Source organism: Kitasatospora sp. NPDC030952, assembly GCF_055571335.1.
Map to the genome: position 1 here is coordinate 653,153 of NZ_JBVIFM010000001.1, position 26,562 is coordinate 679,714.

The 26,562-nt window shown below is 73.8% G+C and carries 25 protein-coding genes, 1 tRNA gene and 1 other RNA gene; 9 read left to right on the forward strand and 18 right to left on the reverse strand.

The genetic code is table 11. From position 1 onward, the window contains the following. Window positions 1–3 precede the first annotated feature (3 nt). The 10 genes from ACZ47G_RS03030 to ffs all read right to left on the reverse strand — a co-directional run bounded on the left by ACZ47G_RS03030 (window position 4) and on the right by ffs (window position 10,097). The gene (locus tag ACZ47G_RS03030; RefSeq protein ID WP_465739676.1) at window positions 4–825 is read right to left on the reverse strand and encodes an SURF1 family protein; all 822 of its coding nucleotides are present in this window, start codon (window positions 823–825) and stop codon (window positions 4–6) included. Between the two features lie 62 nt (window positions 826–887). Continuing rightward, window positions 888–2,048, reverse strand: a complete 1,161-nt coding sequence (locus ACZ47G_RS03035) for a hypothetical protein (RefSeq protein ID WP_465739677.1) — start codon at window positions 2,046–2,048, stop codon at window positions 888–890. Beyond that, complete coding sequence (locus ACZ47G_RS03040; RefSeq protein WP_380451238.1) at window positions 2,041–2,586, reverse strand: SigE family RNA polymerase sigma factor; 546 nt, start codon at window positions 2,584–2,586, stop codon at window positions 2,041–2,043. Before ACZ47G_RS03040 ends, ACZ47G_RS03035 begins: the two co-directional genes overlap by 8 nt. Window positions 2,587–3,036: 450 nt before the next feature. Continuing rightward, a complete protein-coding gene (locus ACZ47G_RS03045; protein ID WP_465739679.1) occupies window positions 3,037–4,098 on the reverse strand; it encodes an aspartate-semialdehyde dehydrogenase in 1,062 nt (353 codons plus the stop codon). 28 nt (window positions 4,099–4,126) lie between these two features. Continuing rightward, complete coding sequence (locus ACZ47G_RS03050) at window positions 4,127–5,407, reverse strand: aspartate kinase (protein ID WP_188307118.1); 1,281 nt, start codon at window positions 5,405–5,407, stop codon at window positions 4,127–4,129. Window positions 5,408–5,824: 417 nt separating this feature from the next. Continuing rightward, entirely contained in the window at window positions 5,825–6,532 is a 708-nt protein-coding gene (locus ACZ47G_RS03055; protein ID WP_465739680.1) for a DUF5063 domain-containing protein, read from the reverse strand. Beyond that, window positions 6,525–7,124 carry a recombination mediator RecR gene (recR, locus tag ACZ47G_RS03060; RefSeq protein WP_188307117.1) on the reverse strand — a complete coding sequence of 200 codons (600 nt, stop codon included), beginning with the start codon at window positions 7,122–7,124 and terminating at the stop codon, window positions 6,525–6,527. The genes ACZ47G_RS03055 and recR overlap by 8 nt, the downstream gene beginning before the upstream one ends. 166 nt (window positions 7,125–7,290) lie before the next feature. Next, window positions 7,291–7,629, reverse strand: coding sequence for a YbaB/EbfC family nucleoid-associated protein (locus tag ACZ47G_RS03065; protein WP_465739681.1), 339 nt, complete (start codon window positions 7,627–7,629; stop codon window positions 7,291–7,293). Window positions 7,630–7,695: 66 nt separating this feature from the next. Further along, window positions 7,696–9,930: a DNA polymerase III subunit gamma and tau gene (locus tag ACZ47G_RS03070; protein WP_465739682.1), complete on the reverse strand. Its 2,235-nt coding sequence runs from the start codon at window positions 9,928–9,930 to the stop codon at window positions 7,696–7,698. Between the two features lie 70 nt (window positions 9,931–10,000). Beyond that, window positions 10,001–10,097: signal recognition particle sRNA small type (ffs, locus tag ACZ47G_RS03075), an RNA gene on the reverse strand. A gap of 108 nt (window positions 10,098–10,205) precedes the next feature. On the opposite strand from ffs, the gene ACZ47G_RS03080 reads away from it, so the two are divergent. The 3 genes from ACZ47G_RS03080 (at window position 10,206) to ACZ47G_RS03090 (ending at window position 11,219) form a co-directional block, all read left to right on the forward strand. Continuing rightward, window positions 10,206–10,290: transfer RNA gene (locus tag ACZ47G_RS03080), tRNA-Ser, on the forward strand. Between the two features lie 174 nt (window positions 10,291–10,464). After that, window positions 10,465–10,665, forward strand: coding sequence for a hypothetical protein (locus ACZ47G_RS03085; RefSeq protein WP_465739684.1), 201 nt, complete (start codon window positions 10,465–10,467; stop codon window positions 10,663–10,665). A gap of 26 nt (window positions 10,666–10,691) precedes the next feature. After that, window positions 10,692–11,219 (forward strand): TauD/TfdA family dioxygenase, encoded by a 528-nt coding sequence (locus tag ACZ47G_RS03090; protein ID WP_465739685.1) that lies wholly within the window; start codon window positions 10,692–10,694, stop codon window positions 11,217–11,219. Window positions 11,220–11,230: 11 nt separating this feature from the next. On the opposite strand, the gene ACZ47G_RS03095 is transcribed toward ACZ47G_RS03090, so the two are convergent. Then, window positions 11,231–11,626, reverse strand: coding sequence for a MarR family winged helix-turn-helix transcriptional regulator (locus ACZ47G_RS03095; RefSeq protein WP_465739686.1), 396 nt, complete (start codon window positions 11,624–11,626; stop codon window positions 11,231–11,233). A 76-nt stretch (window positions 11,627–11,702) separates the two neighbouring features. Between ACZ47G_RS03095 and ACZ47G_RS03100 the strand changes: the two genes are divergently transcribed. The 3 genes from ACZ47G_RS03100 to ACZ47G_RS03110 all read left to right on the forward strand — a co-directional run bounded on the left by ACZ47G_RS03100 (window position 11,703) and on the right by ACZ47G_RS03110 (window position 16,553). Further along, window positions 11,703–13,184: an MFS transporter gene (locus ACZ47G_RS03100; RefSeq protein ID WP_465739688.1), complete on the forward strand. Its 1,482-nt coding sequence runs from the start codon at window positions 11,703–11,705 to the stop codon at window positions 13,182–13,184. A 415-nt stretch (window positions 13,185–13,599) separates the two neighbouring features. Continuing rightward, window positions 13,600–14,790 (forward strand): metallophosphoesterase, encoded by a 1,191-nt coding sequence (locus ACZ47G_RS03105; protein ID WP_465739689.1) that lies wholly within the window; start codon window positions 13,600–13,602, stop codon window positions 14,788–14,790. Between the two features lie 188 nt (window positions 14,791–14,978). Next, entirely contained in the window at window positions 14,979–16,553 is a 1,575-nt protein-coding gene (locus ACZ47G_RS03110; RefSeq protein WP_465739690.1) for a serine hydrolase domain-containing protein, read from the forward strand. A gap of 267 nt (window positions 16,554–16,820) precedes the next feature. On the opposite strand, the gene ACZ47G_RS03115 is transcribed toward ACZ47G_RS03110, so the two are convergent. Beyond that, window positions 16,821–17,786 carry a molybdopterin-dependent oxidoreductase gene (locus ACZ47G_RS03115; protein WP_465739691.1) on the reverse strand — a complete coding sequence of 322 codons (966 nt, stop codon included), beginning with the start codon at window positions 17,784–17,786 and terminating at the stop codon, window positions 16,821–16,823. Window positions 17,787–18,005: 219 nt separating this feature from the next. On the opposite strand from ACZ47G_RS03115, the gene ACZ47G_RS03120 reads away from it, so the two are divergent. Next, a complete protein-coding gene (locus ACZ47G_RS03120) occupies window positions 18,006–18,407 on the forward strand; it encodes a VOC family protein (protein ID WP_465739692.1) in 402 nt (133 codons plus the stop codon). 7 nt (window positions 18,408–18,414) lie between these two features. Here ACZ47G_RS03120 and ACZ47G_RS03125 read toward each other — a convergent pair whose 3' ends face one another. Together ACZ47G_RS03125 and ACZ47G_RS03130 are read right to left on the reverse strand one after the other, a co-directional pair. Beyond that, window positions 18,415–19,173, reverse strand: a complete 759-nt coding sequence (locus ACZ47G_RS03125; protein WP_465739693.1) for a helix-turn-helix domain-containing protein — start codon at window positions 19,171–19,173, stop codon at window positions 18,415–18,417. Window positions 19,174–19,299: 126 nt separating this feature from the next. After that, entirely contained in the window at window positions 19,300–20,844 is a 1,545-nt protein-coding gene (locus ACZ47G_RS03130; protein WP_465739694.1) for an MFS transporter, read from the reverse strand. A gap of 298 nt (window positions 20,845–21,142) precedes the next feature. Here ACZ47G_RS03130 and ACZ47G_RS03135 point away from each other — a divergent pair, with 298 nt between their 5' ends. Further along, window positions 21,143–21,922 (forward strand): TetR/AcrR family transcriptional regulator, encoded by a 780-nt coding sequence (locus tag ACZ47G_RS03135; protein ID WP_465739695.1) that lies wholly within the window; start codon window positions 21,143–21,145, stop codon window positions 21,920–21,922. A gap of 21 nt (window positions 21,923–21,943) precedes the next feature. Here the strand turns inward: ACZ47G_RS03135 and ACZ47G_RS03140 are convergent, their stop codons facing one another. Both ACZ47G_RS03140 and ACZ47G_RS03145 read right to left on the reverse strand, forming a co-directional pair. After that, window positions 21,944–22,738 carry an isocitrate lyase/PEP mutase family protein gene (locus ACZ47G_RS03140; protein WP_465739696.1) on the reverse strand — a complete coding sequence of 265 codons (795 nt, stop codon included), beginning with the start codon at window positions 22,736–22,738 and terminating at the stop codon, window positions 21,944–21,946. Continuing rightward, entirely contained in the window at window positions 22,735–24,126 is a 1,392-nt protein-coding gene (locus tag ACZ47G_RS03145; protein ID WP_465739697.1) for a cytochrome P450 family protein, read from the reverse strand. The genes ACZ47G_RS03140 and ACZ47G_RS03145 overlap by 4 nt, the downstream gene beginning before the upstream one ends. Before the next feature lie 64 nt (window positions 24,127–24,190). Here ACZ47G_RS03145 and ACZ47G_RS03150 point away from each other — a divergent pair, with 64 nt between their 5' ends. Then, complete coding sequence (locus tag ACZ47G_RS03150; RefSeq protein ID WP_465739698.1) at window positions 24,191–24,988, forward strand: ArsR/SmtB family transcription factor; 798 nt, start codon at window positions 24,191–24,193, stop codon at window positions 24,986–24,988. A 128-nt stretch (window positions 24,989–25,116) separates the two neighbouring features. Here the strand turns inward: ACZ47G_RS03150 and ACZ47G_RS03155 are convergent, their stop codons facing one another. Both ACZ47G_RS03155 and ACZ47G_RS03160 read right to left on the reverse strand, forming a co-directional pair. Continuing rightward, window positions 25,117–25,641 (reverse strand): DinB family protein, encoded by a 525-nt coding sequence (locus tag ACZ47G_RS03155; RefSeq protein ID WP_465739699.1) that lies wholly within the window; start codon window positions 25,639–25,641, stop codon window positions 25,117–25,119. Beyond that, window positions 25,641–26,438: a VOC family protein gene (locus ACZ47G_RS03160; protein ID WP_465739700.1), complete on the reverse strand. Its 798-nt coding sequence runs from the start codon at window positions 26,436–26,438 to the stop codon at window positions 25,641–25,643. The genes ACZ47G_RS03155 and ACZ47G_RS03160 overlap by 1 nt, the downstream gene beginning before the upstream one ends. Window positions 26,439–26,562: the final 124 nt, after the last annotated feature.

A 26,562-nucleotide genomic window follows, 5' to 3' on the forward strand; every position in this document is an offset into this window, starting at 1 on the left:
GGATCAGTCCAGGACCGGGTCCAGTCCCAGGGCCCGGTCCTGCGCCGCCTCCGCCGCCTGGCGCATCAGCCGGAACCACATGAAGATCACGAAGCCCGCGAAGACGAACCACTCCAGGGTGTAGCCCAGGTTCTGGAACGCCCGCAGGGTGAGCCCGTCGCCGCCCTGCGGCTGCACGGTCGGTACCGCGGTCAGCCCGGTGGGCACCTGGTCGGCGGCCACCCAGCCGTCGTACCAGCCGTCGTACGCCAGCACGTTCAGCAGCGAGGCCCGGTTGATCATGCCGAGCTGTCCGGCGGGCAGGCCGCCCGCGACCGCGCCGTTGCTGCCCACCGCCTCGTTGGCCTGCAGCCGCCCGGTCACCGTGACCTGCCCGGTGGGCGCGGCCTCGGCGGCGGAGGCGGCGGACGCGGCGGAGGCGGCAGCGGGGGCGGTCCCGGACGGGTCGCCGGCCGCCCAGCCCCGCACCACGGCGACGGCGTGTCCGTCGGCGGTGCGCAGCGGGGTGAGCACGTAGTAGCCCTGCTTGCCGTCCAGCACCCGGTTGGGGACGAGGAGTTGGTGCTCGGTGTCGTAGCTCCCGGTCACCGTGACGGGCTTGCCGACGGTCTCCGTGGTCACCTGCGGGGTGGCCGGGCCGAGCAGTGCGTCGATCGGCCGGGCTTCACTCGAAGCGGTGAGCGACTGCTTGGTCTCCTGATGGGTGGAGACGCGGTCCTCGAACCGACCGAGCTGCCAGGAGCCCAGCCAGACGCAGACCGCCACGGCCGCCACGGCCAGGGCGGTGCCGCCCAGCCAGCGCGGAGTCAGGAGGAACCGGTACACACCCCCCACGGTAACCACTCCTCACACCGGGCCGGACCACAGGGTCCGCCGCAGCGGGCCGCTCAGCCCGTCGAGGGCGCCCCGGTGGGCTGGGGTGCGGAGCCGCCCGCCGACTGCACTCCGCCCCGGTAGAGGGTGCCCCCGCAGTCGACCGGCAGCGAGGCGGTGGCGGCCACCGGACTGCCGGGGGCCGGGGTGTGGGCGATGGTCGCGGTGGCCGGGCCACCGGTGGGCTCGCCGCTCGGGGTGGCCGTCGGGCTGGGCGCCGAGGTGGGTGCGGAGGTGGGCGAGGAGCTGGCCTGCGGATTGGCGCTGGGCGCGGCCGAGGCGCCGCCGGCCGGGGCTGCGCCGGAGGACCCGCGCGGGGCCTGGGTGGTCAGCGAGGCCTGGTTGACGCTGTTGGTCGGCGCGGTGGTGGCGCCGCCGGAGGTGCCGCAGCCCTGGTCCGGGATCCACGCGAACGGCACCCGGTACCCGGTCTGGGGGGCGAGCACCGGGGGTTCGGCGTCCATCGCGGGCAGGCTGCCGGCCGGGTCGCCGGGGGTGTGGTCGGCGGTGCGGACCCGGTTGCGGTCGGTGCCGTTGACCCCGGTGACGGCCACCGCGCCCGGCCCGCCGAGGCGGCAGCTGTGCCCGGAGACGTTGTACACGGTGAAGGAGCCGTAGATCCGGCCCTGGGAGTCCGCCGGGCCGAGCTGCGAGGCGCCCTGTCCGAGGTCCGTCCGGGTGCACAGCGGGACGATCCCGCCGTCCGCGGTGCCGGTGGCACCGGTGGGGGTGGCGGCGCCGGGGCGGGTGGTGTCCGCGCCGGGGCTGGGTGAGGCGGTGCCGGAGGCCGTCGCGGGGCCGCTGCTCTGGCCGCCGGGGCCCGGGTGCGTGCCGGTGCCGGTGGTGCCGCCGCCGACGGCGCTGCCGCTGGGGGCCGCGAGGGTGGCGCCGTTGGCGTCCGCCGAGCCGGGCCCGCCGGAGAGCCCCAGGTGGTCGCCCTCGTGCAGGACGGGCAGGGCGATCGCGACCGCCAGGGCCAGCGCCGCCGCCCCCGTCCAGGCCCCGCGCCGGGCGGCCCGCCGCCGGGGTACGGCCTGCCGGATCCGGGGCAGGGCGCCGATCCCGGGTTGGATCCCGTCCACCGCGTGGTGCATGAGCCGGCGCAGCGCCCGTTCCTCGGCGGAGAGGTCCGGGAGGTCGTCGTCGGCGGGCCACTGCCTGGTGCCGTCAGCCATGTCCGGCCTCCATCTGGATCCGGAGGGCGGCGAGTCCGCGCGAGCCGTACGCCTTCACCGAACCGAGTGAGATGCCCAGGGTCTCGGCGACCTGCGCCTCCGTCATGTCCACGAAGTAACGCAGCACCAGAACCTCCCGCTGACGGCGTTGCAGACCCTTCAGCGCGGCCTTCAGCTGGTCGCGCTCCAAGGCATCGTAGGCACCTTCTTCTGCACTGGCCATGTCAGGCATCGGCTTCTGCAGCAGGCGCAGGCCGAGGATCCGGCGTCGCAGCGTGGAGCGCGACAGGTTGACCACCGTCTGTCGCAGGTAGGCCAGGGTCTTCTCGGGCTCGCGCACCCGGCGCCGGGCGGCGTGCACCCGGATGAAGGCCTCCTGCACGACGTCCTCACAGGTGGAGAGGTCGTCCAGGAGCAGCGCGGCGAGGCGCAGCAGGGAGCGGTAGTGCGCCTGGTAGGTCTCGGTGAGCAGGTCCTCGCTGGTACCCGCGTCGGTACCGGCACCGGAGTCCGCCGCACCGGGTGCGGCCGCGGTCATCTGGTCGTCTTCCGGCCTACTCGCAGCCCACGGGGTGCGCGACGGGAACACCACCACGGCTCTCGCCGGGATGCCCGCCGCTCCCCCCACCATCACGTTCGCCACGCCCGTTGGACACTCGATCCCCTGTCATGGTTGCCCAGCCCGGGGGCCATTCTTCCGCATCGGCGGAAGAGGCCTCCAGGGGATTCCCACGGGATTCCGGACAGATTGTGTCGAGGAGCGGACACAGGTCCGGACATCCTCGGGCACAAAGGGCCCTCCGGCACCGGCTGATGACGGATCCTGGACCTCCCCCGCCGTCAGCTCATCCCGTCTCAGGAGACGCCCCCGGATCGCCCTCACTCCGTCCCCGGATCGCCCTCAGCCAGTACTCCGGCCGTCCGCGGACCGCCCTCAGCCAGTACCCGGACCCCACTCGGGCCACCTCAGCCAGTACCCGGGCCGCCCTCAGACCGCCGGAACGGTCAGCTCGCCGGCCACCAGCTCGGCGATCTGCAGCAGGTTGAGCGCGGCCCCCTTGCGCAGGTTGTCGCCACAGAGGAAGAGGTCGAGCGCGTCCGGTTCGTCCAGCGCCCGGCGCACCCGCCCGACCCAGACCGGGTCGGTGCCGACCACGTCGTTCGGGGTGGGGAACTCCCCGGCCGCCGGGTCGTCGTAGAGGACCACCCCGGGCGTCTCGCGCAGGATGTCCTGCGCGTGCTCCTGGCTGACCTCGCGTTCGAAGCGGGCGTGCACGGCCAGCGCGTGGGTGCGGACCACCGGGATGCGCACGCAGGTCGCGGAGACCCGCAGCGCGGGCAGGCCGAGGACCTTGCGGGACTCGTCGCGCAGCCCGAGCTCCTGGGCGGACCAACCGCCCTCGCGCAGGCCGCCGGTCCAGGGCACGGCGTTGAGGGCGAGCGGGGCCGCGAACGGCCCCTCGTCGGCGATCACCGCGCGCAGGTCGCCGGTCTGCCGGCCGACCTCGGTGCCGGCCACCAGCGCGGTCTGCTCGCGCAGCGCCGCGGTGCCGGCCCGGCCCTCGCCGCTGGCGGCCTGGTAGGTGGCGACCACGAGCTGCTCCAGCCCGTACTCGGCGTGCAGCGCGCCGACCGCCGCGACCAGCGCCAGCGTGGGGCCGGCCGGACTGGCCACGATGCCGCGCGGCCGGATCCGCAGCGCGGCCGCGTTGACCTCGGGGACGACCAGCGGGACGTCCCCGGCGGTACGGAAGGCGGCCGAGTCGTCGACCACCACGATGCCCTTGGCCGCCGCGATCGGCGCCCACTGGGCGGACACCTCGTCGGGGACGGCGAACACGGCGACGTCGATCCCCGCGAAGGCCTCCTCGGTCAGCGGGACGACCGCGACCGGTTCCCCGCGCACCACCGGCGTACGGCCGGCCGAGCGCGGGGAGGCGATCAACCGGACCTCGCCCCAGATGTCCTGCCTGAGCGAGAGCAGGCCGAGCAGCACCTCGCCGACCGCGCCGGTGGCGCCGACGACGGCGAGGTTCGGACGCCGGGTCACCGCCCGGTGCCCCCGCCCGGCTGCCGGGTCATCGACCGGTGCCGCCGTAGACGACGGCCTCGTCGCTCTCGCTGTCCAGGCCGAAGGCACTGTGCACGGCGCGGACCGCCTCCGGCACGTCGTCGGCGCGGGTGACCACCGAGATGCGGATCTCCGAGGTGGAGATCAGCTCGATGTTGACGCCCGCGGCGGACAGCGCCTCGAAGAAGTTCGCCGTGACGCCCGGGTTGGAGCGCATGCCGGCACCGACCAGCGAGATCTTGCCGATCGCGTCGTCGTAGCGCAGCGACTCGTAGCCGATGCCCTCCTTGACCCGGCCGAGCGCGTCGATGGCCTTCTGGCCCTCGGTCTTCGGCAGGGTGAAGGAGATGTCGGTCAGGCCGGTCGAGGCGGCGGAGACGTTCTGCACCACCATGTCGATGTTGACCTCGGCATCGGCGATGGCACGGAAGATGCGCGCGGCCTCGCCCGGCTTGTCGGGCACGCCGACGACCGTGACCTTGGCCTCGGAGGTGTCGTGGGCGACCCCGGAGATGATGGCCTGCTCCATCTCGCCCCCTTCGGGCTTGTTCGGGTTGTCGTTGCTGACGATCGTCCCGGGAAGACCCGAGAAGGACGAGCGTACGTGAATCGGGATGTTGTAGCGGCGGGCGTACTCCACACAGCGGTCGAGCAGCACCTTGGAACCGGACGAGGCCAGCTCCAGCATGTCCTCGTAGGCGATCCAGTCGATCTTGCGGGCCTTCTTCACCACGCGCGGGTCGGCGGTGAACACGCCGTCCACGTCGGTGTAGATCTCGCAGACCTCGGCCCTGAGCGCGGCGGCCAGCGCGACGGCGGTGGTGTCCGAGCCGCCGCGGCCCAGCGTGGTGATGTCCTTGCTGCTCTGGGACACGCCCTGGAAGCCGGCCACGATCGCGATGTTGCCCTCGTCCAGGGCGGTGCGGATGCGGCCCGGCGTCACGTCGATGATGCGCGCCTTGTTGTGGACGGAGTCGGTGATGACACCGGCCTGACTGCCCGTGAAGGACTGGGCCTCGTGCCCGAGGGATTTGATCGCCATGGCCAGCAGCGCCATGGAGATGCGCTCTCCAGCGGTCAGCAGCATGTCGAACTCACGGCCGGCAGGAAGCGGTGACACCTGCTCCGCGAGTTCGATGAGCTCGTCCGTCGTGTCGCCCATCGCGGACACCACGACGACGACCTCATGGCCGGCCTTCTTGGCGTCAACGATTCGACGGGCAACGCGCTTGATGCCTTCGGCATCCGCAACGGATGAGCCGCCGTACTTCTGCACGACAAGGCCCACGTGCGCTCCTCGACTAGTGTCGTTTTCCGGGGGCTCCAAGCCCCCGTACCCCCGGGGGAAAGGGGGGTGCGGTCCGCGCCAGTCTACCGAGCAGGGGTGCTCTGACCGGCGCCTTCCATATGATGAGACGGCTGTTTCAGCACGTGGGCGGGGTACGGGCGGTGCCACCGGCAGGTCTGCGGGGCGTTCGGCGCCGCTCCGAAGAATCCTCGGACGAATGCCCGCCGCCGCGGCCGGATTTCTTTTCCGGGCGGATCGCTGAGGCATTCGTCACAATCGCCGAACGCCCGGGACCGTGGTCGGTCCAGGGCGTTCGAGGCTGCGGGTCTGCGGCCGTCGGGCCGCGGGTCGGCGGCGTGCGGGGCGGCCGACCAGCGGCGTTCAGTGCTGCGGATCAGCGGCGTGCGGGGCGGCGGATCAGCGGCCGAGGCCGAGTTCGGCCGCCATCAGGTCGCCCGCCTGCTGCTCCAGCTGCTCGTCGGTGAGCCCGTCGTCGTCGATGTCCGCGCCGTCCGGCGCCGCACCGATCGGGCTGTCCAGCCGGACGTGGGCGATCAGCGACTGCAGCGCCCGCAGCACCGCCGTGCAGGTCGTGCCCCAGTTGGAGAGGTACGAGAACTGCCACCACCACAGCGCCTCGCTGACCCGGCCCTCGCGGTAGTGGGTCAGGCCGTGCTGGAGCTCGCTGACCACGCCCGCCAGGTCGTCCGAGATCCGGAAGGCGTTGGGCTTCTCCGGCGGGCCGTACGGGTCGAAGACCTCGTGGTAGACGTCGATCGGCGCGAGCAGCCCGGCGAGGCGCTCGCGCAACTGCTCGCCGTCCGGCTCCGGGCCGGCGTCGGGCTCGAAGCGGTCCTCCGGGACGACGTCCTCGATGGCGCCCAGCCGGCCGCCGGCCAGCAGCAGCTGCGAGACCTCCAGGAGCAGCAGCGAGACCGCGCTGCCCGGTTCGTCGCCCTTGGCGACCTCGGTGACGGCGAGCACGAAGCTCTCCACCGAGTCGGCGATCTGCACGGCGAAGTCGTCCGGCTCGGAGCCGTGGCCGTGGGTGTGCGGGGCGTGGCCCTCCGGCTCCGGATGGGGCTGCGGGCCGTGGGGCTGCTGGTTGATCGTCCGGTCAGACATCGAGCAGTCGTCTCCCTTCGAAGGCGCGGCCGAGGGTGACCTCGTCCGCGTACTCCAAGTCCCCGCCGACGGGCAGTCCGCTCGCCAGCCGGGTCACCTTCAGGCCCATCGGCTTGCAGAGCCGGGCCAGGTAGGTGGCGGTCGCCTCCCCCTCCAGGTTGGGGTCGGTGGCCAGGATCAGCTCGGTGACCGTACCGTCCGCGAGGCGCGCGAGCAGCTCGCGGATGCGCAGGTCGTCCGGGCCGACGCCCTCGATGGGGCTGATCGCGCCGCCCAGCACGTGGTAGCGACCGCGGAACTCACGGGTGCGCTCGATGGCGACGACGTCCTTGGGCTCCTCGACCACGCAGATGACGCCGAGGTCGCGGCGCGGGTCCAGGCAGACCCGGCACTGCTCGGCCTCCGCGACGTTGCCGCAGACCGCGCAGAAGCGGACCTTGTCCTTGACCTCCAGCAGCGCGTGCGCCAGGCGGCGCACGTCGACCGGGTCGGACTGCAGCACATGGAAGGCGATCCGCTGGGCGCTCTTGGGCCCGACGCCGGGCAGCCTGCCCAGTTCGTCGATCAGGTCCTGAACCACGCCCTCGTACAACGTCGCGCCTTCCCTCGGATGGTCGGTGGTGCTCCGGTGCCATCATCCAACGAATCGGGCGTCGGACACACCGGCCGACGCCCGACTCCCATCGAAATCACATGGATCTATCGTCTGAACTTCAGATCTATTCAGACCCATTCAGACCCAGAAGTGAACTCCAGACCTAGAACGGCAGGCCGGGGATGCCGCCGCCCATGCCCTGGGTGAGCGGACCCATCCGCTCGGCCTGCATCTTCTGGGCCGCCTGGCTGGCGTCCCGGACGGCCGCCAGGACCAGGTCGGCCAGGGTCTCGGTGTCCTCCGGGTCGACCGCGGCCGGGGCGATGGTCAGCGCCACCAGCTCACCCGAGCCCGTGACCGTCGCCTCGACCAGACCGCCGCCGGCCGTACCGTTCACCTTCGCCTCGGCCAGCTCCTGCTGGGCCTTCGCGAGCTCCTGCTGCATCTTCTGCGCCTGCTTGAGCAGCTGCTGCATGTTGGGCTGACCACCACCGGGGAACACGGCTCACTCCTTGCTGTCACACGGTTCGTCGTTCGTCGCCGTCGAGCCTACGGGCCCGGGGCCCGCTCAGTTGCCGCGGTGGTGGATCTCCTCCAGCACCGTGGCACCCAGCTCGCGGATGATCAGCTCCTGGCCGGAGAACGCCTCCTCGTTGAGGTCCGGGTCGTCCTCCTCCGGGATGTCGTCCTCCGGGGCCACCGACTGCACCGGGCGGGCCGGGGGCGCCTGCGGCGGCGGGGCCTGCACCGGCGCGGGGGCCGGGGCCTGCGGCGACGGCTGCGGCGGCGCCTGGACCGGGGCCGGAGCCTTCGCCTGCGGCTGGGGCTGCACGGGGGCGGGGGCGGCCACCGGCGGCGCGGCGGCCACCGGACGCGCCGGGGCACCCCAGCCACCGCCGGCCGGGGCGGCCGCGGCCGGAGCCGCGACGGCACCGCCACCGGGGTTTCCGGACGGGTCGACGATGCACTCGATCCGCCAGTCCACGCCCAGCGCGTCGGACAGCGCCTGGCGCAGCACGTCGTCGCTGTTGCTGCCGACGAAGCTGTCCCGGGCGCCCGCGTTGATGAACGAGACCTGGAGCGTGCTGCCGTCGAACCCGGCCACCTGGCCGTTCTGGCTCAGCAGGATCCAGGTGAAGCGGCGGCGGTTCTTCACCGCTTCCAGGATCTGCGGCCACAGCTGCCGGACCTGCCCGGCACCCTGCTGCGCGGCCGCGGACGGCTGGCCGCCGGGGGCCGGGGCCTGCTGGACCGGCGGCGGGACCGGAGTGGGCGCGGGCTGGGCGGCAGCCTGCGGCTGGGGGGTGGGTACGGCGGTGGCAGCGGCGGGCGCGGGGGCCGGGGCGCCGCCGGCGGGCGGGAAGCTGCGCGGGATCGGCCAAGCACCCGGGGCGGACCCAGCGGGGGCCGGGGGCGCGGGGGCCTGTGCGGGCGCCTGCACGGAGGCGGGCGCGGGAGCGGGAGCCGCCGCGACCGGCGCGGCGACGGGCGCGGGCGCCGGGGCGGGCACCTCCGCCGGCGGGGCCATCGGTACGCCCACGGGCGGGGCCATCGGGGCCGCCGGTGGCGCCATCCCGGCCGGTGCCATCCCGGCCGGTGCCATCCCCGCCGGTGCCATCCCCGCCGGCGCGGCGAATCCGCCCGCGGCCGCCCGGCGCTCCAGCTTGTCCAGGCGCGCCTGCAGCGACAGCTCGTCGCTGTACGCGCCCGGCAGCATCACCCGGGCGCAGATCAGCTCCAGCTGGAGCCGCGGCGCCGCGTTGCCGCGCATCTCGGTCAGCCCGGTGTTGACAAGGTCGGCGGCCCGGCTCAGCTCGGCCGCGCCGAACGCGTCCGCCTGCGCCTGCATCACCGCGACCCGGTCGGCCGGGGCGTCGATCAGCCCCTTCTCCCCCGCCTCCGGCACGGTGGCGAGGATCACCAGGTCGCGCAGCCGCTCCAGCAGGTCGGTGACGAAGCGGCGCGGATCGTGCCCGCCCTCGACCACCCGGTCGATCACCTGGAACACCGTCGCCCCGTCGTGCGCGGCGAAGGCGTCCACCACCTCGTCCAGCAGCGCCGAATCGGTGTACCCGAGCAGCGCCGTCGCCATCTGGTAGGTGACGCCGCCCTCGGCGGCACCGGCCAGCAGCTGGTCCATGACCGACATCGAGTCACGCACCGAGCCCGCGCCGGCCCGCACCACCAGCGGGAACACCGAGTCCTCGACCTGGATGCCCTCGCGGCCGCAGACGTCCGCCAGGTAGTCGCGCAGCGTGCCGGGCGGGACCAGCCGGAACGGGTAGTGGTGGGTGCGGGACCGGATCGTCCCGATCACCTTCTCCGGCTCGGTGGTCGCGAAGATGAACTTGAGGTGCTCCGGCGGCTCCTCCACCACTTTGAGCAGCGCGTTGAACCCGGCCGAGGTCACCATGTGCGCCTCGTCCAGGATGAAGATCTTGTACCGGCTGTGCACCGGCGCGAAGAAGGCCCGCTCACGCAGCTCGCGCGCGTCGTCCACACCACCGTGCGAGGCGGCGTCGATCTCGATCACGTCGATCGAGCCGGGCCCGCCGGTCGCGAGGTCCCGACAGGACTGGCACTCCCCGCAGGGCGTCGGCGTCGGCCCCTGTTCGCAGTTCAGGCAGCGGGCCAGGATGCGTGCGCTCGTCGTCTTGCCACAGCCACGCGGCCCGCTGAACAGGTAGGCGTGGTTGACCCTGTTGTTACGCAGGGCCTGCTGGAGCGGAGCGGTCACGTGCTCCTGCCCGATGACCTCCGCGAAGGTCTCGGGGCGGTAGCGGCGGTACAGGGCTAGGGACACACCACCGACGATATCGGGACGGGCCGACAAACGCGGCACCCCTTCGTCCCGGGCCCGCAGGCCCCGGGAACGCAAAGACCCCCCGTGCACCCGCCAGAGCCCTCCTACCCTTGCTGCCTTCCGGCCCTGGGGGGGTTCAGAGAGATGACGCCACACGAGGGGCTGACCCCCACACTACCGGATCCCGGCCCCCACGATCCACAGGCCACCCCCGCCCTCCCGCCTGCGGGATAGCTGGTCGCGAGCACCCCGAAACATGTACTAAGCTCTCCCACGGAGGATTCGCCTAGAGGCCTAGGGCGCACGCTTGGAAAGCGTGTTGGGGGCAACCCCTCACGAGTTCGAATCTCGTATCCTCCGCCTTCACGAAGGCCCGGACCGCTCAGCGGCCCGGGCCTTCGTCGCATCCGCCCCCGGCGGTACGCCACCCGGCGGGCCATGGATGTCTTCGTGCCGGGTGAGGTGCCCTATCGGTAAGAAGAGCGGATCGGCACTGCCCGGGCCGAGGACGAGCCGGTCTGGTCGGAGGTCCCGGTGGCGACCATCGGCCAGCTGATGGTCATGTCGGTGCTGGGCCGCTCGATCTCCTACAGCGACGAGAAGAGCGATCGCCTGGTCCAGGACGTGTGCCCCAAGCGCGGCGCCGAGCAACGCCAGGAGAACAGCGGATCCGTCCTGCTGGACTGCACACCGAGGACGGCTTCCACCCCAACCCTCCGCACTTCCTCAGCCTGATCTGCCTGCGGTCGGACCACGACGAGGTGGCGGCCACGGTCAGCGGGGGGATCGGCGACGCACTGCCACTGCTGGACGAGGACACGGTGGAGGCGCTGCGGCAGCCGGAGTTCAGGATCCGGTTCAGCTCCTCCTTCGTGCCGGACTCCTCGGTCGGCGCACTGACCCCGGCCATGCCGATCCTCACCGGCAGCGCCGAGCATCCGGACCTCACGGTGGACTTCAACGCCACCACCGCGACCACCCCGCGTGCCCAGGCCGCGCTGGACCGGCTGGAGGAGGCCGTGCGCCACTCGCTCAAGGGGCTGGTCCTGCGGCCGGGCGAGCTGATCATCCTGGACAACCGCCGCGCGGTGCACGGACGCACCGACTTCACGCCGCGTTACGACGGCCGGGACCGCTGGCTCCGGCGATCCTTCGTGGTGACCGACCTGCGGCCGGTCAACAGCTTCCTCGGCCAGGGCCGGAGCCACCTGCCGGTGACCCCGGGTCACGACCGACCGATGTCGCGGCCACTCGCCGAGCGCGTCCTGGCGAGCGCGCTCGGCGCCTGACACCGGGCGGCTCAGATCAGCCAGGCGCGCGCCTCCGGGCGCTCGTCGGTGAGCTGCTTCAGATGCCCGTCGACGGTCGCGGCGGCCCGCTGGAAGACCTCCCGCCCTTCGGCGGTGAGGCGGATCTGGGAGCCGCGACCGTCGCCCGGGGAGGGCTTGCGGTCCACGTACCCCGCCTCGACCATCTGCGCCACCAGGCGGGAGACCTGGGGCTGGCTGCGCGAGGTGCGGGAGGCGACCTCCCCGGGGCGGATCCATTCCTGCTCCACCTGGAGCACCTCCATGATCTCGTAGGCGCTCACGCAGAGATCGAACTCGTCGGACAGCGTGCGCTCGATCCGCTGGTTCACCAGCGCGCAGACGCGCACCAGGGACAGCCAGCGGTCGGCAAGAGGAGTGTTCGCCACGCTTCGCAGTCTAGATCCGACCCACTGGCATGTCGATTCATGCGCATGTATCTTGTCTCCTGGAAAGGGGAACCCGATGACTGAGGCAATCTCACTCGTGGATGCCAAGCAGGAGAACGACCGAACGTCCGACCAGAGGCCGGGGCCGGAAGCCCCGAAGGCCTCCTGGCTGCCAATGGCCGCAGTCGGCGTGGCCCAGCTGATGGTGATGCTGGACTCGACGGTCGTGAACGTGGCGCTGCCCTCGATCGGGGCCGACCTCCCGGCCGACCAGACCGCCCTCCAGTGGACGATCAGCGCCTACGTCCTGATGTACGGCAGTCTGCTGCTGTTCGGCGGCCGGGTCGCCGATGTCATCGGACGCCGCCGCTCCTTCCTGTCCGGCCTGGGCCTGTTCGCCGTCGCGTCCGTCCTGTGCGGGGTCGCGGGCAACCAGGAACTGCTGGTCGCCGGCCGTGTGCTCCAGGGCGTGGGTGCGGCGGTGCTGTCCGCCGCCGCACTGTCGGTCGTGGTGACGGTCTACCAGAACGAGGAGCAGCGCAAGGCCGCCCTCGCCACCTGGAGCGGCCTCGGCGTGATCGGGGCCATCCTCGGGGCCGTCCTCGGCGGGCTGATCGTGTCGGCCGCCAGCTGGCGGTGGGCCTTCCTGATCAACATTCCGATCAGCCTCGCCTCCGGGATCATCGGCCTGCGCAGCCTCGCGCCGATGCGCTCCGACGTCCGCCGCCCGCTGCGGCTGCCCACCGCTTTCCTCGCCACCTTCGGCCTCGCCTGCCTGTCCTTCGGCCTGATCCGGCTGCACGACGGAATGACCTCACCGACCGCCTGGATCAGCATGGGCCTGTCCGTGGTCCTGCTCGCCGTGGTCGCCGTCACCGAGCTCGGCAAGTCCGACCCGCTGCTCCCGCTGCACCTGCTGCGCATCCCGACCTACTGGCTCAGCAGCCTGGGCCTGCTGCTCGCCGCGATCGTGATGATGGGCAGCTCCTATCTGGCCAGCAACTACTTCCAGGGCGCGCACGACATGAGCGCCTTCGCCACCGGTCTGTCGATGCTGCCGATGGGCCTGGCCGCTCTGGTCTTCGCCACGGTGGTGCCCAACCTGATCGCCAAGGTCGGCCCCGGCGGGACGTACCTGATCGGTGCACTCACCCAGATCGCCGGCGCCGCCGTCCTGATCACCGGACCGTCCAGCACCGCGGTCGCGATCATCGCGCTGACCGTCATCGGGGCCGGTCTGCCCACCTGCTTCGTCCCGCTGTACGGGATCGGCACCGCGCACGTCCGCCCGGAGGAGTCGGGCGTCGGCTCGGGCCTGCTGAACACCTTCAACGAGAGCGGCGCCGCCCTCGGCATCGCGGTGATCGGCACCGTCCTGGCCACCTCACTGGACGGCGAGCTGGAGTCCGGCGCGACCGCCCCGGACGCGATGACCATCGGCGTCGGCAACGGCTTCCTCGCCGTCGGGATCTGCGCCGCGCTCGCCGCCTGCATCGCCGTGGGCCTGCACCGACTGACCCGCCCCACACAGGCCGGGACCGAGACCACGGAGGCCTGACGACTCCCTTTCCCGGGCCTCCCCCGGCCCCCGGAACGCTCGACCGAACCCCCGTCGGTCGAGCGTTCCGCGTTTCGGAACACCGGCCGCCGGGCCGCGGCCTGTCGCTCGACATTCACAGCGGCCGGCCGTGAGTACGTGTTCAGCGGCCCGGGCCTTCGTCGTCTCTCGGTCGCAGTCTTGGATCAACCCCTCACGAGGTCGGATCTCGCGTCCTCCGCCTTCACGAAGGCCCCGACCGGTTGGCCGGGCGGGGTCTTCGTCGTTTTGCGGGGTGGCGGGGAGGCGGATGATGGGGGGAACCGAGGTGAGGGGCGATGTGGTGAGTGGGAGTGGGACCGGTGGGGCGGCCGGGGCGGTGGCGGCTGCGGGTCGGGGTGGGGGCGGCGGGGCGGCCGGGGATGCGGGTGGGGGTGTGCGGCGGCGGGGCGGGGTGCGGCGGCTGGCCGTGCTGGTGGTCGTCCTGGTGGTGTTGTGCCTGCCGCCGTGGTGGACGCTGTTCGCCGGGGCCGGCTGGCCGTTTCCGGTGGTGCTGGGCGGCACGGTCGTGCTGGTGGCCTGGATGGTGGCGTTCCCGTTCCTGATGATCGCGGGGCACGGGCGGCGGCGGCTCGACCGGGCGGCCCGTTTCGCGGACACCAGCCTCGGGGTCGTCTGGGTGCTGTTCACCTGGTCGGTGCTGGGTGGGCTGGTGGGGCTGGTGGCGGCCGGGCTCGGCGTCGGGGGCAGCGGCCGGGGCAGGGCGGTGGCGGTCGCGGTGGCCGTGGTGTCGGCCGGGTTGTTGGGCTGGGGGTACCGCGAGGCGATGCGGGTACCCCGGGTGAAGCGGCTGGACGTCCATCTGCCGCGGCTCGGTGGCGGGCTGGACGGGACCCGGGTCGTGGTGCTGGCCGACACCCACTACGGGCCGATCGACCGGGCGGACTGGTCGGCGCGGGTCGCGGAGGTGGTCAACGGGCTGGACGCAGACGTGGTGGTCCACGCCGGCGACATCGCCGACGGCACGCCGGCCCAGCGCCGGGAGCAGTCGGCGCCGCTCGGGACGGTCCGGTCCCGGCTGGCCAAGGTCTACGTCACGGGGAACCACGAGTACGGCGGGGAGGCCCAGGGCTGGCTGGACCGCATGGCGGAGCTGGGCTGGGAGCCGCTGCACAACCGCCACCTCGTGGTGGAGCGCGGCGGGGACTCCCTGGTGCTGGCCGGTGTGGACGACGTGACTGCGGAGCACTCCGGACTGGACGGGCACCGCGCCGACCTGGTGGACGCGCTGGCCGGGGCGGATCCGGCACTGCCCGTCCTGCTGGTCGCCCACCAGCCCAAGTACGTCCCCCGGGCCGCCGCGGCCGGCGTCGACCTGCAGATCTCCGGCCACACCCACGGCGGCCAGATCTGGCCGTTCAACTTCCTCGTCCGGATCGACCAGCCGGTGGTGCGCGGCCTGAGCCGGCACGGGGAGCGGACCCAGCTCTACACCAGTCGGGGCACCGGGTTCTGGGGGCCGCCGTTCCGGGTCTTCGCCCCGAGCGAGATCACCGTCCTCACCCTGCGGGCGGGCACCGGGGTCGTGGGCACCGGGGTGGCGGGTTCCGCGGCGGTCGGCGGGTAGCGGTCGGCGGGTAGCGGGTAGCGGACAGCGCGGCCCGCGCTGGGTAGCGGGCAGCATGCCGGCCCCGTTTTCGAACACCGTTCGGAATTTTCCGGTCAACGGGAACCGGTCCCTCACCGAGATCGTTTCCAACGGTGTTCGAATGGGTGGGGCGTCCCGTCGTCCGCCCGTGACCAGGGAGGGGAACCGTGTCGAAGGACATGTACAAGGAGTTCTCGGAGAACGTCGACCGCGAGGTCGCCAAGCTCGTCGACCGGACGAACCGGGCAGCCGCCCAGGCCGTCGACCGGGCGCTGGGCGGCAACGGGGCCGCCAGGGCCACCGAGACCGCGGGGGCCACCGGGACCGCCGAGACCGCCAAGGCCACCGGGGCGTTCGACACCGACCACTGGCAGCGACGGCTCGACGAGCTGCTCGCCACCCACCGCATCCCCGGCGCCGTGCTCGCCGTCCTCACCGGCGGGGAGATCCACGAACTCGCGAGCGGCATCCTGCACACCGGCACCGGCGTCGAGACCACCACCGACTCGGTGTTCCAGATCGGCTCGGTCAGCAAGGGCTACACCGCCGCCCTCGTCCTGGCCCTCGCCGACGCCGGCAAGCTCGACCTGGACCAGCCGGTCGCGAACGTCCTGCCGGACTTCGCCCTCGCCGACGCCGGGGCCGCCCGCACCATCACGCCGCGCCAGCTCCTCAACCACACCAGCGGGATCGAGGGCGACTACGTCAACGACACCGGCCGCGGCGACGACTGCCTGGCCCGCTACGTCGACGGCACCCGCGACGTCGGCCTGACCAACCCGCCCGGCGCCACCATGTCCTACTCCAGCACCGCCTACAACGTCCTCGGCCGGATCGTCGAGGTGATCACCGGCCGTACCTGGGACGAGGCGCTCAGGGAACTGCTCTGCGAGCCGCTCGGACTCCAGCGGACCATGACCCTGCCCGAGGAGGTCCTGCGCTTCCGCGCCGCGATGGGGCACATGGGCGAGCCCGGAGAGGACCCGGAGCCCACCCCGCTGTGGAACATGCTGCCCCGCTCCGCCGGACCGTACGGCGGCATCAGCGCCACCGCGGCCGACGTGGTCCGCTTCGCCAGGCTGTTCATCGACGGCGGGACGGCACCGGACGGCACCCGGGTGCTCTCCACCGCCGCCGTGGAGGCGATGCTCACCCGCGAGGTCGAGATGCCCGACCAGTGGTTCCTCGGCGCCCACTGGGGCCTCGGCTGGGGCCTCTTCGAGTGGGACGGCGTACGCGGCTTCGGCCACGACGGCAGCACCTTCGGACAGCTCGCCTACCTGCGCGCCATCCCGGAGAAGGGCCTCGCCATCGCCCTGCTCACCAACGGCGGAGGCGCCGCGCCCAAGGTCCACGAGGCCCTCTGCCGCGAACTGAGCGCCGAACTCGCCGGCGTCACCATGCCCGTGTTCGGGCCCGCCGAGAACCCCCCGGCCGTCGACCCGGCGCCGTTCACGGGCCGCTACAAGCGCGAGGGCTTCCTGATGACCATCAGCCCCCGCACCGGGGAGGACGGCGGCGAAGGCGTGCTGGACCTGCGCTACGAGGGCGTCGAGGGCCTCGCCGGCACCTTCGACCCGCTGGTCTGGCACCTCACGCCCGTCTCCGACAGCCCCGAGCGAACGGTCTTCGCCGGGCGCCGCAACGACAAGGACGCCTGGATACCGGTCGTCTTCTACGCCCTGTCCGACGGCAGCCGTTACGTCCACTTCGGGGTCCGCGCGACCGCCAAGTCCGCCTGACCGGCGGGTGTCGTACGGGCCCGTAGGCCCGGGCCCGTACGACACCTGGTCAACGAAGGCCCGGACCGCTGCGCGGTGGTCCGGGCCTTCGGGCTGTCCAGCGGGACGGGTCAGGAGCCGGGAGCGGGGCGGGGGTGCGGTCGGGGGCGCCGGCGCCGAGGGCGAGCGGCTCGCCGAGGACGACCCCGGCGTCACCCCTCGCGGCCGCCGCCGGGCGCGCCGTCAGCCTGCTGCACGGCGGCCCGGACGGGCTGGTCCGCCCGGCGATCACCGCCCAGTCGGCCGCCCGTTGACCGCCGCGGTCACCCGTATCTCGTGGACGGCGTTGCGGTCCCCGCCGAGCGGCTGGACCCGCCCGGCGGAGTCGGTGGCCCGGCAGCGGACGCGGTGCGGCCCCGGGGCGAGGTCGTACCGGAGCCGGAACCGCTGCCAACTCGGCCCCGGGCCACGCCCGTCCAGCTCGGCGGGCTGCCAGTCGCCGTCGTCCACGGCCACCTCGACGGCCGTCACCTCGGTGGAACTCCAGGCGTACCCGGCCAGTTCGGCGGCTCCGGCCGGCACGTTGGCCCCGTCCCGCGGGCTGAGCAGCTTGCTGCTGACGTCCTTCTCGCGGACCGGCCGGGACTCGCTCTCCCCCGGCAGCACCCGGGTGTACAGCCGGGTGGTGAACAGGTGCTCGGGGCGCTCGGCGGCCAGCACCAGACGCGTCAGCCACTTGACCGAGTTGGTGCCGAACATCCGCGGCGCCACCGCCCGCACCGGGTGCCCGTGGTCGGGGCGCAGCGCCTCGCCGTTCATCCGGTGCGCCAGGACGACCTCGGCCGACGCCTCCTCCAGCGGCAGGTCCTTGAGGTAGCTCACGTCGCTCTCCCCCGCGAAGTCGCCGCGGTCGGCGCCCTCCAGCCAGACGTGCCGGGCCTCCGGGCGCGGCCCGGCCAGCGCCAGCACCTCGGCGAGCGGGACCCCCTCCCACTCCACGTTGGTCACCGCGCGGGTGGGCACGGTCGGGCGCAGCGGATTGCCGAAGCACTCGTGGACGGCGGTGAACCGGCGCTGAGGGAGGCCCTGGAGGGCCCGGAAGTCCAGCCGCAGCGGCCGCTCCACCAGGCCCTCGACGGTGAGCGTCCAGGTGTCGGCGTCGAGCCCCGCGTACCGGCCGAGGTGGCTGCGGACGAAGACCTCTTCGACCGGTGTGAGGAAGACGTCGGGCGTCTCCGGATCCGTCCTGAACATGTGCCACACCCCCGTGTCGAACCAATCGTTGCGTGATCGACGGTACAAGGAGCGACTGACAACCGACCGCCCGGGCGCCTGCCCGGCGCAGACCGGGCCCGTGCCGGGCGCAGGCCAGGCCGCCGCCGGGCACCGCCCGGGGCCTGCCGGAGACGACAACGACCCGGGGTGTCCGATTCGTTCAAGACCTCCTCCCGCGGCCCGCCTACCGTGGCCGTCATGAACAGCACACCCGCACCGCAGTTCGCCTTCATCGGTCTCGCCGTCTCCGACATGGCCGCCTCGGTGGCCTTCTACCGGCGGCTGGGGCTCACCTTCCCCGAGGGCTCCGAGCAGCAGCCGCACGTCGAGGCGGAGCTGCCCGGCGGCCTGCTACTGGTCCTCGACGCCGAGTCGACCATCCGCTCCTTCCACCCCGACTGGCAGCCGCCGACCGGCGGCGCCCGGGCGGCGCTGGCCTTCCGCTGCCAGAGCCCGGAGCACGTGGACGCGGTGTACCGGGAGCTGACCGCCGCCGGGTACCACGGGGAGCTGAAGCCCTGGGACGCCTTCTGGGGCCAGCGCTACGCCTCGCTGCGCGACCCGGACGGCAACGGGGTCGACCTGCTCGCCCCGCTGTAGTCCGGCCTCACAGCAGCGCCGTCACCGTCGTTCCCGCCAACTCCCGTACGTCACGGGCCAGGTGCGCCTGGTCCGCGTAGCCCGTCCGGGCCGCCGTCTCGGCGAGCGGGACGCCGGAGCGGGCCAGCCCGAGGGCGCGCTGCAGTCGCAGGATCCGGGCCAGGGTCTTGGGGCCGTAGCCGAAGGCGGCCAGGGAGCGGCGGTGCAGCTGCCGGGCGCCGAGCCCGACCGCCTCGGCCGTCGCCGCGACGCTCCGCCCGGCGGCGAGCGCGTCGGCCACCGCCCGTACCAGCCGGTCCTCCGGCTGTGCCGTGGCCGCCAGGCGCAGGGCCAGTTGTTCCAGGGCGGCGGCCGGGTCGGGGGCGGCGTCGATCCGTTCGGTCAGCCGCCGCACCTCGCCGACGGGCCGGAGGTCGGCCAACTCGACCCGGCGGTCGCGCAGTTCGTGTGCCGGGAGGCCGAGCAGCGCCGGTCCGGCGCCGGGTCGGAAGCGAACGCCCGCCCACGGCCCGCGCAGTCCTGGTCCGGGCCGGTACGCCCGAGTGTCCGGCCCGGCGACCAGCAGCCGGCCCTCCGTCCACAGCAGGTCCATGCAGCCGTCCGGCAGCACCAGCCCGCCCGTACCGCCGCCCGTACCCCCGCCCGCACCGCCGTCCGCACCGCCGTCCGCACCCCCGCCCGCACCCCCGCCCGCCGGGTCGGCGCCCTTCGTCCACAGCACCGCCCCGGGCAGCCGGGACGGGCGCTCCGCGTACGGGGTGGACATGCTTCGAAGGCTACGCGCCCCCAGGAGCCCGCGGCGGCCCGGACGGCCCACCGGCCCCGGCTGCGAGGGGCAGCCGGGGCCGGTGGGTGGGGGGTGCGGCCGGGGGCCGGCCGCCGGGCGGGGCGATCAGACGCCCGCCCCGATGGCGGGCTCGGCGGGCTCAGCAAGCTCGGCGGCCTCGGCGGGCTCCACCGCGGTTCCGGCCGCCTTGCCCCGCATCAGCACCAGGGTGAGCACCGCCGCCACCAGGACGGCGATCCCGCCGACCGTGAAGGTGGTGGAGGTGGCGGTGTTGAAGGCCTCCCGGGCGGCCCGGGCCAGGGTGCCGTCGCCGCTACCTGCCGAGAGGGCGAGCGCGTCGGTGATGGCGTGCCGGGCGGGGGCGGGGGCGTCGGCGGGCATCGCGCCGGTGTAGGTGCCGGAGAGCACGGTGCCGAGGACGGCCACGCCGAGGGCGGCGCCGGACTGCTGGATGGTGTCGTTGAGCGCGGAGCCGACGCCGGCGTGCTCGGCGGGGATGGCGCTCATCAGGGCGTTGGCGGCGGCGGGCATGCCCAGGCCGGAGCCGATGCCGAGCACCAGCATGGCGAGGGCGACCTTGGCGAAGCCGTCGCCGACGGAGAGGGTGGCCAGCAGCCCGAAGCCGCCGGCGATGATCACCATGCCGATCGAGGTGAGCACCCGGGCCGGGAGCTTCTTGCCGAGCGCGGCGCCGATCACGTTGAAGGCGAGCGAGGCGATGGCCAGCGGGATGAAGGCCAGGCCGGTGTCGGTGGGCGAGAACTCCAGCACGAACTGCAGGTACTGGGTGAGCACCAGCATCAGGCCGCCGGTGGCGAAGGTGAGCAGGACGAGGGAGAAGCTGGCGCCGGTGAAGACCCGGTTGCGGAACAGCTTGAGCGGGACCATCGGCGAGTCGGTGCGGACCTGGCGGATGCCGAAGCCGGTGAGTGCGGCGACCGCGACGGCCATCGCGCCGAGGGTGTTGACGTGGGCGAAGCCGTCCCGCGGCAGGACGATGATCGACCAGACCAGGGCGGTCATGCCGACCATGGAGAGCAGCATGCCGGGCAGGTCGGGCTTGCGCCACGGGCCCTTGGACTCCGGCATCAGCACCATCGCCGCGACGATGGCCACGGCCGCGACCGGCACGTTGAGCAGGAACACCGCGCCCCACCAGAAGTGGGCGATCAGCGCGCCGCCCAGCACCGGGCCGCCGACCAGGCCGATCATGGCCACCGCGCTCCAGGCGGCGATCGCCTTGGGCCGCTCCTCGTCGTCGAAGACGGTGATCAGGATGGACAGGGTGCTCGGCATGACCAGGGCGCCGCCGACGCCCATCAGCACCCGGCCGGCGATCAGTTCACCGGGGCTGGAGGCGACCGCCGCGACCAGTGAGGCGGCGCCGAACAGCACCAGTCCGATGATCATCACTTTCCGCCGCCCGAACCGGTCGGAGAGGCTTCCCGAGGTCAGCAGCAGTCCGGCGAAGACCAGGATGTACGAGTCGATGATCCACTGGATGTCCTGCGCCCCGGCCCCGAGGTCCTCCGCGATCGGCGGGATGGAGACCGTGAGCACCATGTTGTCGATCACCAGCACCAGGCTGCTGAGGCAGAGCACGACCAGGATGAGCCAACGGCGCGGGTGACGATCCGTCTGACGGTCCACCACGATCCCCCTTCGGTTCGGCGCGTCGGCCGCAGCCCCGCGCACGTCCTCGCGTCGGCGGAAGGCCGCGCGGAAGTCCTCGCGGCGCACACCGTCCACCCGTCCCCGACCGAACGGTGTGCGCTACGCCGAACACTGTACGGACACCGAACACCGTGCGCAAGGCAGAACACCGTTCGCAAGACCGCACGACGTGTGGATGGCCGTACGGTGTGCGGGTGACCGTACGGTGTGCGGCGCCGGGGCCTATGCTGGACGGACCGCACCCGACCAGGGGGCACGTGGATTGGAGGGCCGGATGACGGCCAAGTCGGAGGACGACACCCCGCCGGAGCACCGGGCCGGCGCACAGCCGGACTTCCCCTCGCCGTGGAACCGTCCACAGAAACGGCGGACCCAGCCCGCCCTCAGCCGCGAGCAGATCGTCGCGGAGGCCGTCGCCCTGCTGGACTCCGACGGCATCGAGGCACTGAGCATGCGCAAGCTCGGCGCCCGCCTCAACGCCGGCGCCACCTCGCTCTACACCCACGTCGCCAACAAGGACGAACTGCTCGCCCTGGTGGTCGACCACATCTTCGGCGGACTCCCGCTCGCCCGGGTCGAGGGCGCCGAGGACCCGAAGGTCTGGCGTGCGGCCGTCATCGAGAGCACCGAGGCCATGCGCGCCGCCGTGGTGCGCCACCCGTGGATGGTCTCGGTGATCGGCGACGTCGGCATGGTCTACCTCGGCCCCAACTGGATGCGGCTCTCCGAGGCCCTGCTGGTCCTGATGGAGACGGCCGGCTTCGAACTCGGCGAGGCCAACGACGTGATGGGCATCATCATGGGCTACACCATCGGCACCGCCACCGTGGAGGCCGCCTGGCTGAGCGCGCTGACCAAGAGCGGCCAGGGCGAACAGGAGTTCATGGACCGGCTGCTGCCCGCCGTCACCGAGGCCACCCGGTCGCACCCGCGACTGCACGCCCTGTACACCACCCAGGTGCCGGATGAGGTCGAGGCCGGCCGGGACAGCAGCTTCCGACGCGGCATCGACCTCATCCTGGACGGGATCGAGGCGAGGCGGTCCAGGGCCTGAGCCCGCCCTCGCCGCCGACCATCAACTCCCGCTCAGCGCCTGGACCTCGGCATAGCCGGGCACCGGCCCGACCGGCCCGCCCGAGGCCACGGCGGCCGCCGTCGCCACCGCCGCCGCCAGCGCCGAGCGGTACAGCAGCGAGCCCAGGCTGACCCGGGCCACCCCGAGCCCGGCCAGCTCGGCGAGGCCCGGGCCGGTCGGCGTCCAGAGGATGTTGAGCGGGAGGGGCGAGCGCCCGGCCAGCCGGGCGATCGCCGCCGGCTCGCTCAACCCCGGCACGAACACCCCGTCCGCCCCCGCTTCCTGATAGTTCGTCAGGCGCCGCTCGGTCTCCGGTTCGGGGTCCTGACACCCGCACCAGTAGGTGTCGGTACGGGCGTTGACGAACAGCGCCGGCACGGCCGCCTTCACCGCCGCGACCTTCGCCGCGTGCAGCCCGGACGGCGCCAGGGTGCCGTCCGGCCGGCCGTCCTCCAGGTTGATGCCGACCGCACCGGCCTGCGCCAACTCGACGGCCAGCGCGGCCACTTCGGCCGGATCGTCGCTGAACCCGGACTCCACGTCGACGCTCAGCAGGAAGCCGTCCCGGCCCAGCCGGCGGGCCAGCCGCACGGTCTCCGCCCGGGTGGCGGCGGCTCCGTCGGGCAGCCCGGCGGCGGCCGCCACGCCCAGGCTGGTGGTACCGATCGCCGGGTGGCCGGCCGCGGCGAGGGCGGCGGCCGAGGCGTGGTCCCAGGCGTTCGGGAGCAGCAGCGGACGGCCGGGGCGGTGGTGCAGGGCGGCGAACGCGGTCGTCGGGGCGGGGGTGGTGGTCATCGCGACTGCTCCTCGCTCGTGACGGGGCCCGTCGCGGCGCTCGTGGACTCGCTCGTGGACTCGCCCGTCGCGGCGCCCGTGGCCGCGCCCGTGGCCGCGCCCGTCGCGGCGCCAGCAGCCGCGCCCGGGGTGGGGCCCACCGAGTCCGCGTAGTAGGCGGCGGTCCCGGCGACGTGGCAGACGATCTGCTGGAAGCTCCAGCCCTCCCCCGGCGAGTCGTCCAACTGCCGCTCCGGCAGCGCCGCGACCCGCTGGGCCCAGATCCGGCCGAGCCGGGTCAGCCGGCTGCGGGCCTCGTCCAGGTCGGCGGCGGTGAACGGCGCCAGGTCGGCCGGGGTGGTGACGTTGGAGGCGTGCCAGTGGTCGGCGGCGGCCGGCTCGCCGGCCAGCCGGGCCTCCACCTCGGCCAGGTGGTCCAGGAGGTGGTCGGCGACCCGGCGCACCACCTTGTGCGGGGTGTAGGCCCGGTCGTCGGCGTTGATCACCGGTCGCCCGTCCCAGTCCGTCCAGGTGTCCGCCAGGGCGAGCACGTGCGCGACCGCCGCGGGCATCAGCGCGGCGAGTCCGGCCTGGTCGAGGTGGTCCTCGGCGGGCGGCTCGGAGGTGTCCGACGGGTCGGAGGAGCCGTACAGGATGCCCTCGGCGATCACCATCGCCTGCGCGCGGCCCGGGCAGAGCCGGGGCGGGGCGCCGAAGGCCAGCGGCTCGCGCTCGCCGTCCGCGTCCCCGGCCGCGTCCCCGGCCCGGGCGGCGTCCAGGTCGAGCAGCACCTGCGCCCCGGCGGGCACCGCGACCCCGCTGACCACCGTCGCCCGGGCCGCGACCCGGCGCATCACCCGGACCGGCGGATCGTCCCGCAGCGCGGCGGCCGGCCCGCCGCCGCGCCGGGCGTGCTCGACCAGGGTGGCGGTGGCGTCGCAGGCCTGCACCAGCAGGCCGATCCGGTTCGCCGCCGTCTCGGCGTCCTCGGCACCCATCGCGGGCAGCAGCCGGGCCACCGCCGCGTCCGCCTGCGGATCGTCCGGGGCCGGGTCGAAGTACGCCCGGGCCACCGCCTTCACGTCCCGCGCGACGGCCTCCGGATCGGCCAGCCCGAGCATCGTCGCCAGCACCCGCACCACCCGCAGCCGGACGTCCGGTTCGAAGCCGCCGGCGGCCAGGATCCGCAGCTCGACCAGGTCCAGCCGGTCCAGGTCGGCCTGCACCAGCGCCCGCCGCCGGGCGTGCGGCTCGCCCGCGCTGAACCGGGCGACGCCGGCCCGCAGCCAGGCCACCGTGCCGTACGGGCCGGGCGTCGCCGGCGGGGGGACGAGGGCCGGGTCGGCCAGGGCCGCCGTCACGTCCTGGTAGCGGGAAAAGGTCAGTTCTCGGGGCGTCGGATCGCTCATGCCGCCATCGTGGACCCTGGTCGTTTCGGCCCCGGCCGAAACGTGTCGGGGCGACCATGGGGGCATGCCCGACCACGAACGCACACCCGTCGATCACCGGGGCTCATCGCTCGCCGCCCTCGCCGCGCTGCTCGCCGACCCCACCCGCGCCACCTTCTGCTCCGTGCTGCTGGACGGCCGCGCCTGGACGGCGGGCGAGCTGGCCCGGTCGGCGGGCGTCGCGCCGTCGACGGCCAGCGAGCACCTGTCCCGACTGATCGCGGGCGGGCTGCTGGCCGAGGAACGGCAGGGGCGGCACCGGTACGTCCGGCTGGCCTCCCCGGCGGTCGCGACCCTGATCGAGGACCTCACGGTGTTCGCCGAGGCCACGGGCGGATCGACGGGCGGATCAGCGGGCGGGTCGACAGGCGGATCTGTGGTCGAGCCCGCCGGTGGAACCGCCGGGCCGGCCCCCCGCAACCTCCGCGAGGCCACCCGGCTGAGCGCCGAGGCCCGCGCCCGCACCTGCTACGACCACCTGGCCGGCCGCCTCGGCGTGGCCGTCGCCGACGCCCTGCTCGACCGCGGCCTGGTCACCGACCGCGCCGGGCTCGCCGTCACCGACCGCGGCCACGCCTGGCTGGCCGCCCAGGCCATCGAGCTGCCGCCGCGCTCCGGCCACCCGGGTGGGCGCCCGGTGGTGCGCAGCTGCCTGGACTGGACGGAACGCCGCAGCCACCTCGGCGGCGCGCTGGGCGCCGCGCTCTGCCGGGCCGCGCTGGACCGCGCCTGGGTGGAGCGGATCGGCTCCGGCCGGGCCCTGCGGGTCACCCCGGACGGCGGCCGGGCCCTGCGCGAACTGCTCGGCGTCGAAGTGTCCTGAGCGCAGGGGCGTCCTGAGTACAGAGGCGTCCTCAGCGCAGGAGCGTCCTCAGCACAGGGGCGTCCCGAGTACAGAGGCGTCCTCAGCGCATGAGCGTCCTCAGCGCCTCGGGTGCTCGCCGCGCACGCTCACCCCATCGACTTCGCCCCGTCCAGCGCCTCCCGGATGATGTCCGCGTGCCCGGCGTGCTGCGCGGTCTCCGCGATCAGGTGCAGCAGCACCCGCCGGGCCGACCAGCTCGCCCCCGGCTCGAACCAGGGCGCCGACGGCAGCGGGTGGGCGAGGTCGAGGTCGGGCAGGCTCCGGACCAGTTCGTCGGTGCCGCGCGCCACCGCCTCGTACCCGGCGAGCAGCCCGGCCAGGGTCTCGCCGTCCGCCATCCGGAACTGGGCCGCCCAGTCCCCGCCGTCCCCGCCGTCACCGCCGTCACCGCCGTCACCGCCGTCCCCGCCGCGCATCGCCTCCGCGCCACCGGTGATGAACCGCGCCCAGCGCGCCTCGACCGCCGCCACGTGCTTGACGAGCCCGCCCAGGCACAGCTCGCTGACCGTGGTGCGCCGGGCCGCCTGCTCGTCGCCGAGGTCCCGGACGGTGCGGCGCAGCAGGCCGCGGTGCTTGTCCAGGGTCTCGACGAGCTCCTCGCGCTCGCCCATCAGACGTCCACCGTCGGCGGCCGCCCGCCCACCGTCCGGCCCAGGTCGATCAGCCCGAAGGCCGCGCCCTGCTGGTCGCCGACCGCCGCGAACCGCCCGAACGGGCTGTCCACCGGCCCGAAGTACACCTTGCCGCCGCGCGCCGTCAGCCGCCCGATCGCGGCGTCGGTGTCGTCCACCGCGAAGTAGACGCTCACGTACGAGGGCGCCTGCGGCGGCAGGAAGTCGCCCTCCGCGCCCATCCGGCCCAGCACCGGCTCGGCGCCGACCAGGAACATCCGGTAGTCGAACTGCTCGGAGTCCATCTTCCGCACGCCGTACGGGAAGACCGCGGGGAAGAAGGCGTCGGCCTTCCCGGGCTCGCGGGTGATGATCTCGGCCCAGCTGTACGCGCCGGGCGCGCTCTGCTTCTCGAAGCCCTCGTGGATCCCGGCCTGCCAGACGCCGAACGTCACCCCGGCCGGGTCCTTGGCGATCACCATGGTGCCGAAGTCGCCGACCTGCATCGGGCCCATCACCACCTCGCCGCCGTTGGTCCGGATCCGCTCGGCGGTCGCGGCGGCGTCCGGCGAGGCCAGGTAGAGGCACCAGGCGGACTGCGCCTCGGCCCCCGGCATCGGCGGCACGATCGCGGCCACCGCCTTGCCGTCCGAGTACGCCTGGGTGTAGTTGCCGAACTCCGACGAACTCTCGCCGAAGGTCCAGCCGAGGACGTCGCCGTAGAAGTCCTTGGCGCCCTCCAGGTCGGTGAACATCGCGTCGGCCCAACAGGGTGTGCCCTCAGGTAGCGCAGCCATCTCTCAGCCCTCCTGTCCGGCGGTGCGGGCGCGCACCGGACGGCACGCGCGGCCCCCGATTCGCCAGCCTAACCACGACCCGGCGCACCCGCGCGGGCTGAACCGCGCGGGTGCGCCGGGGGCC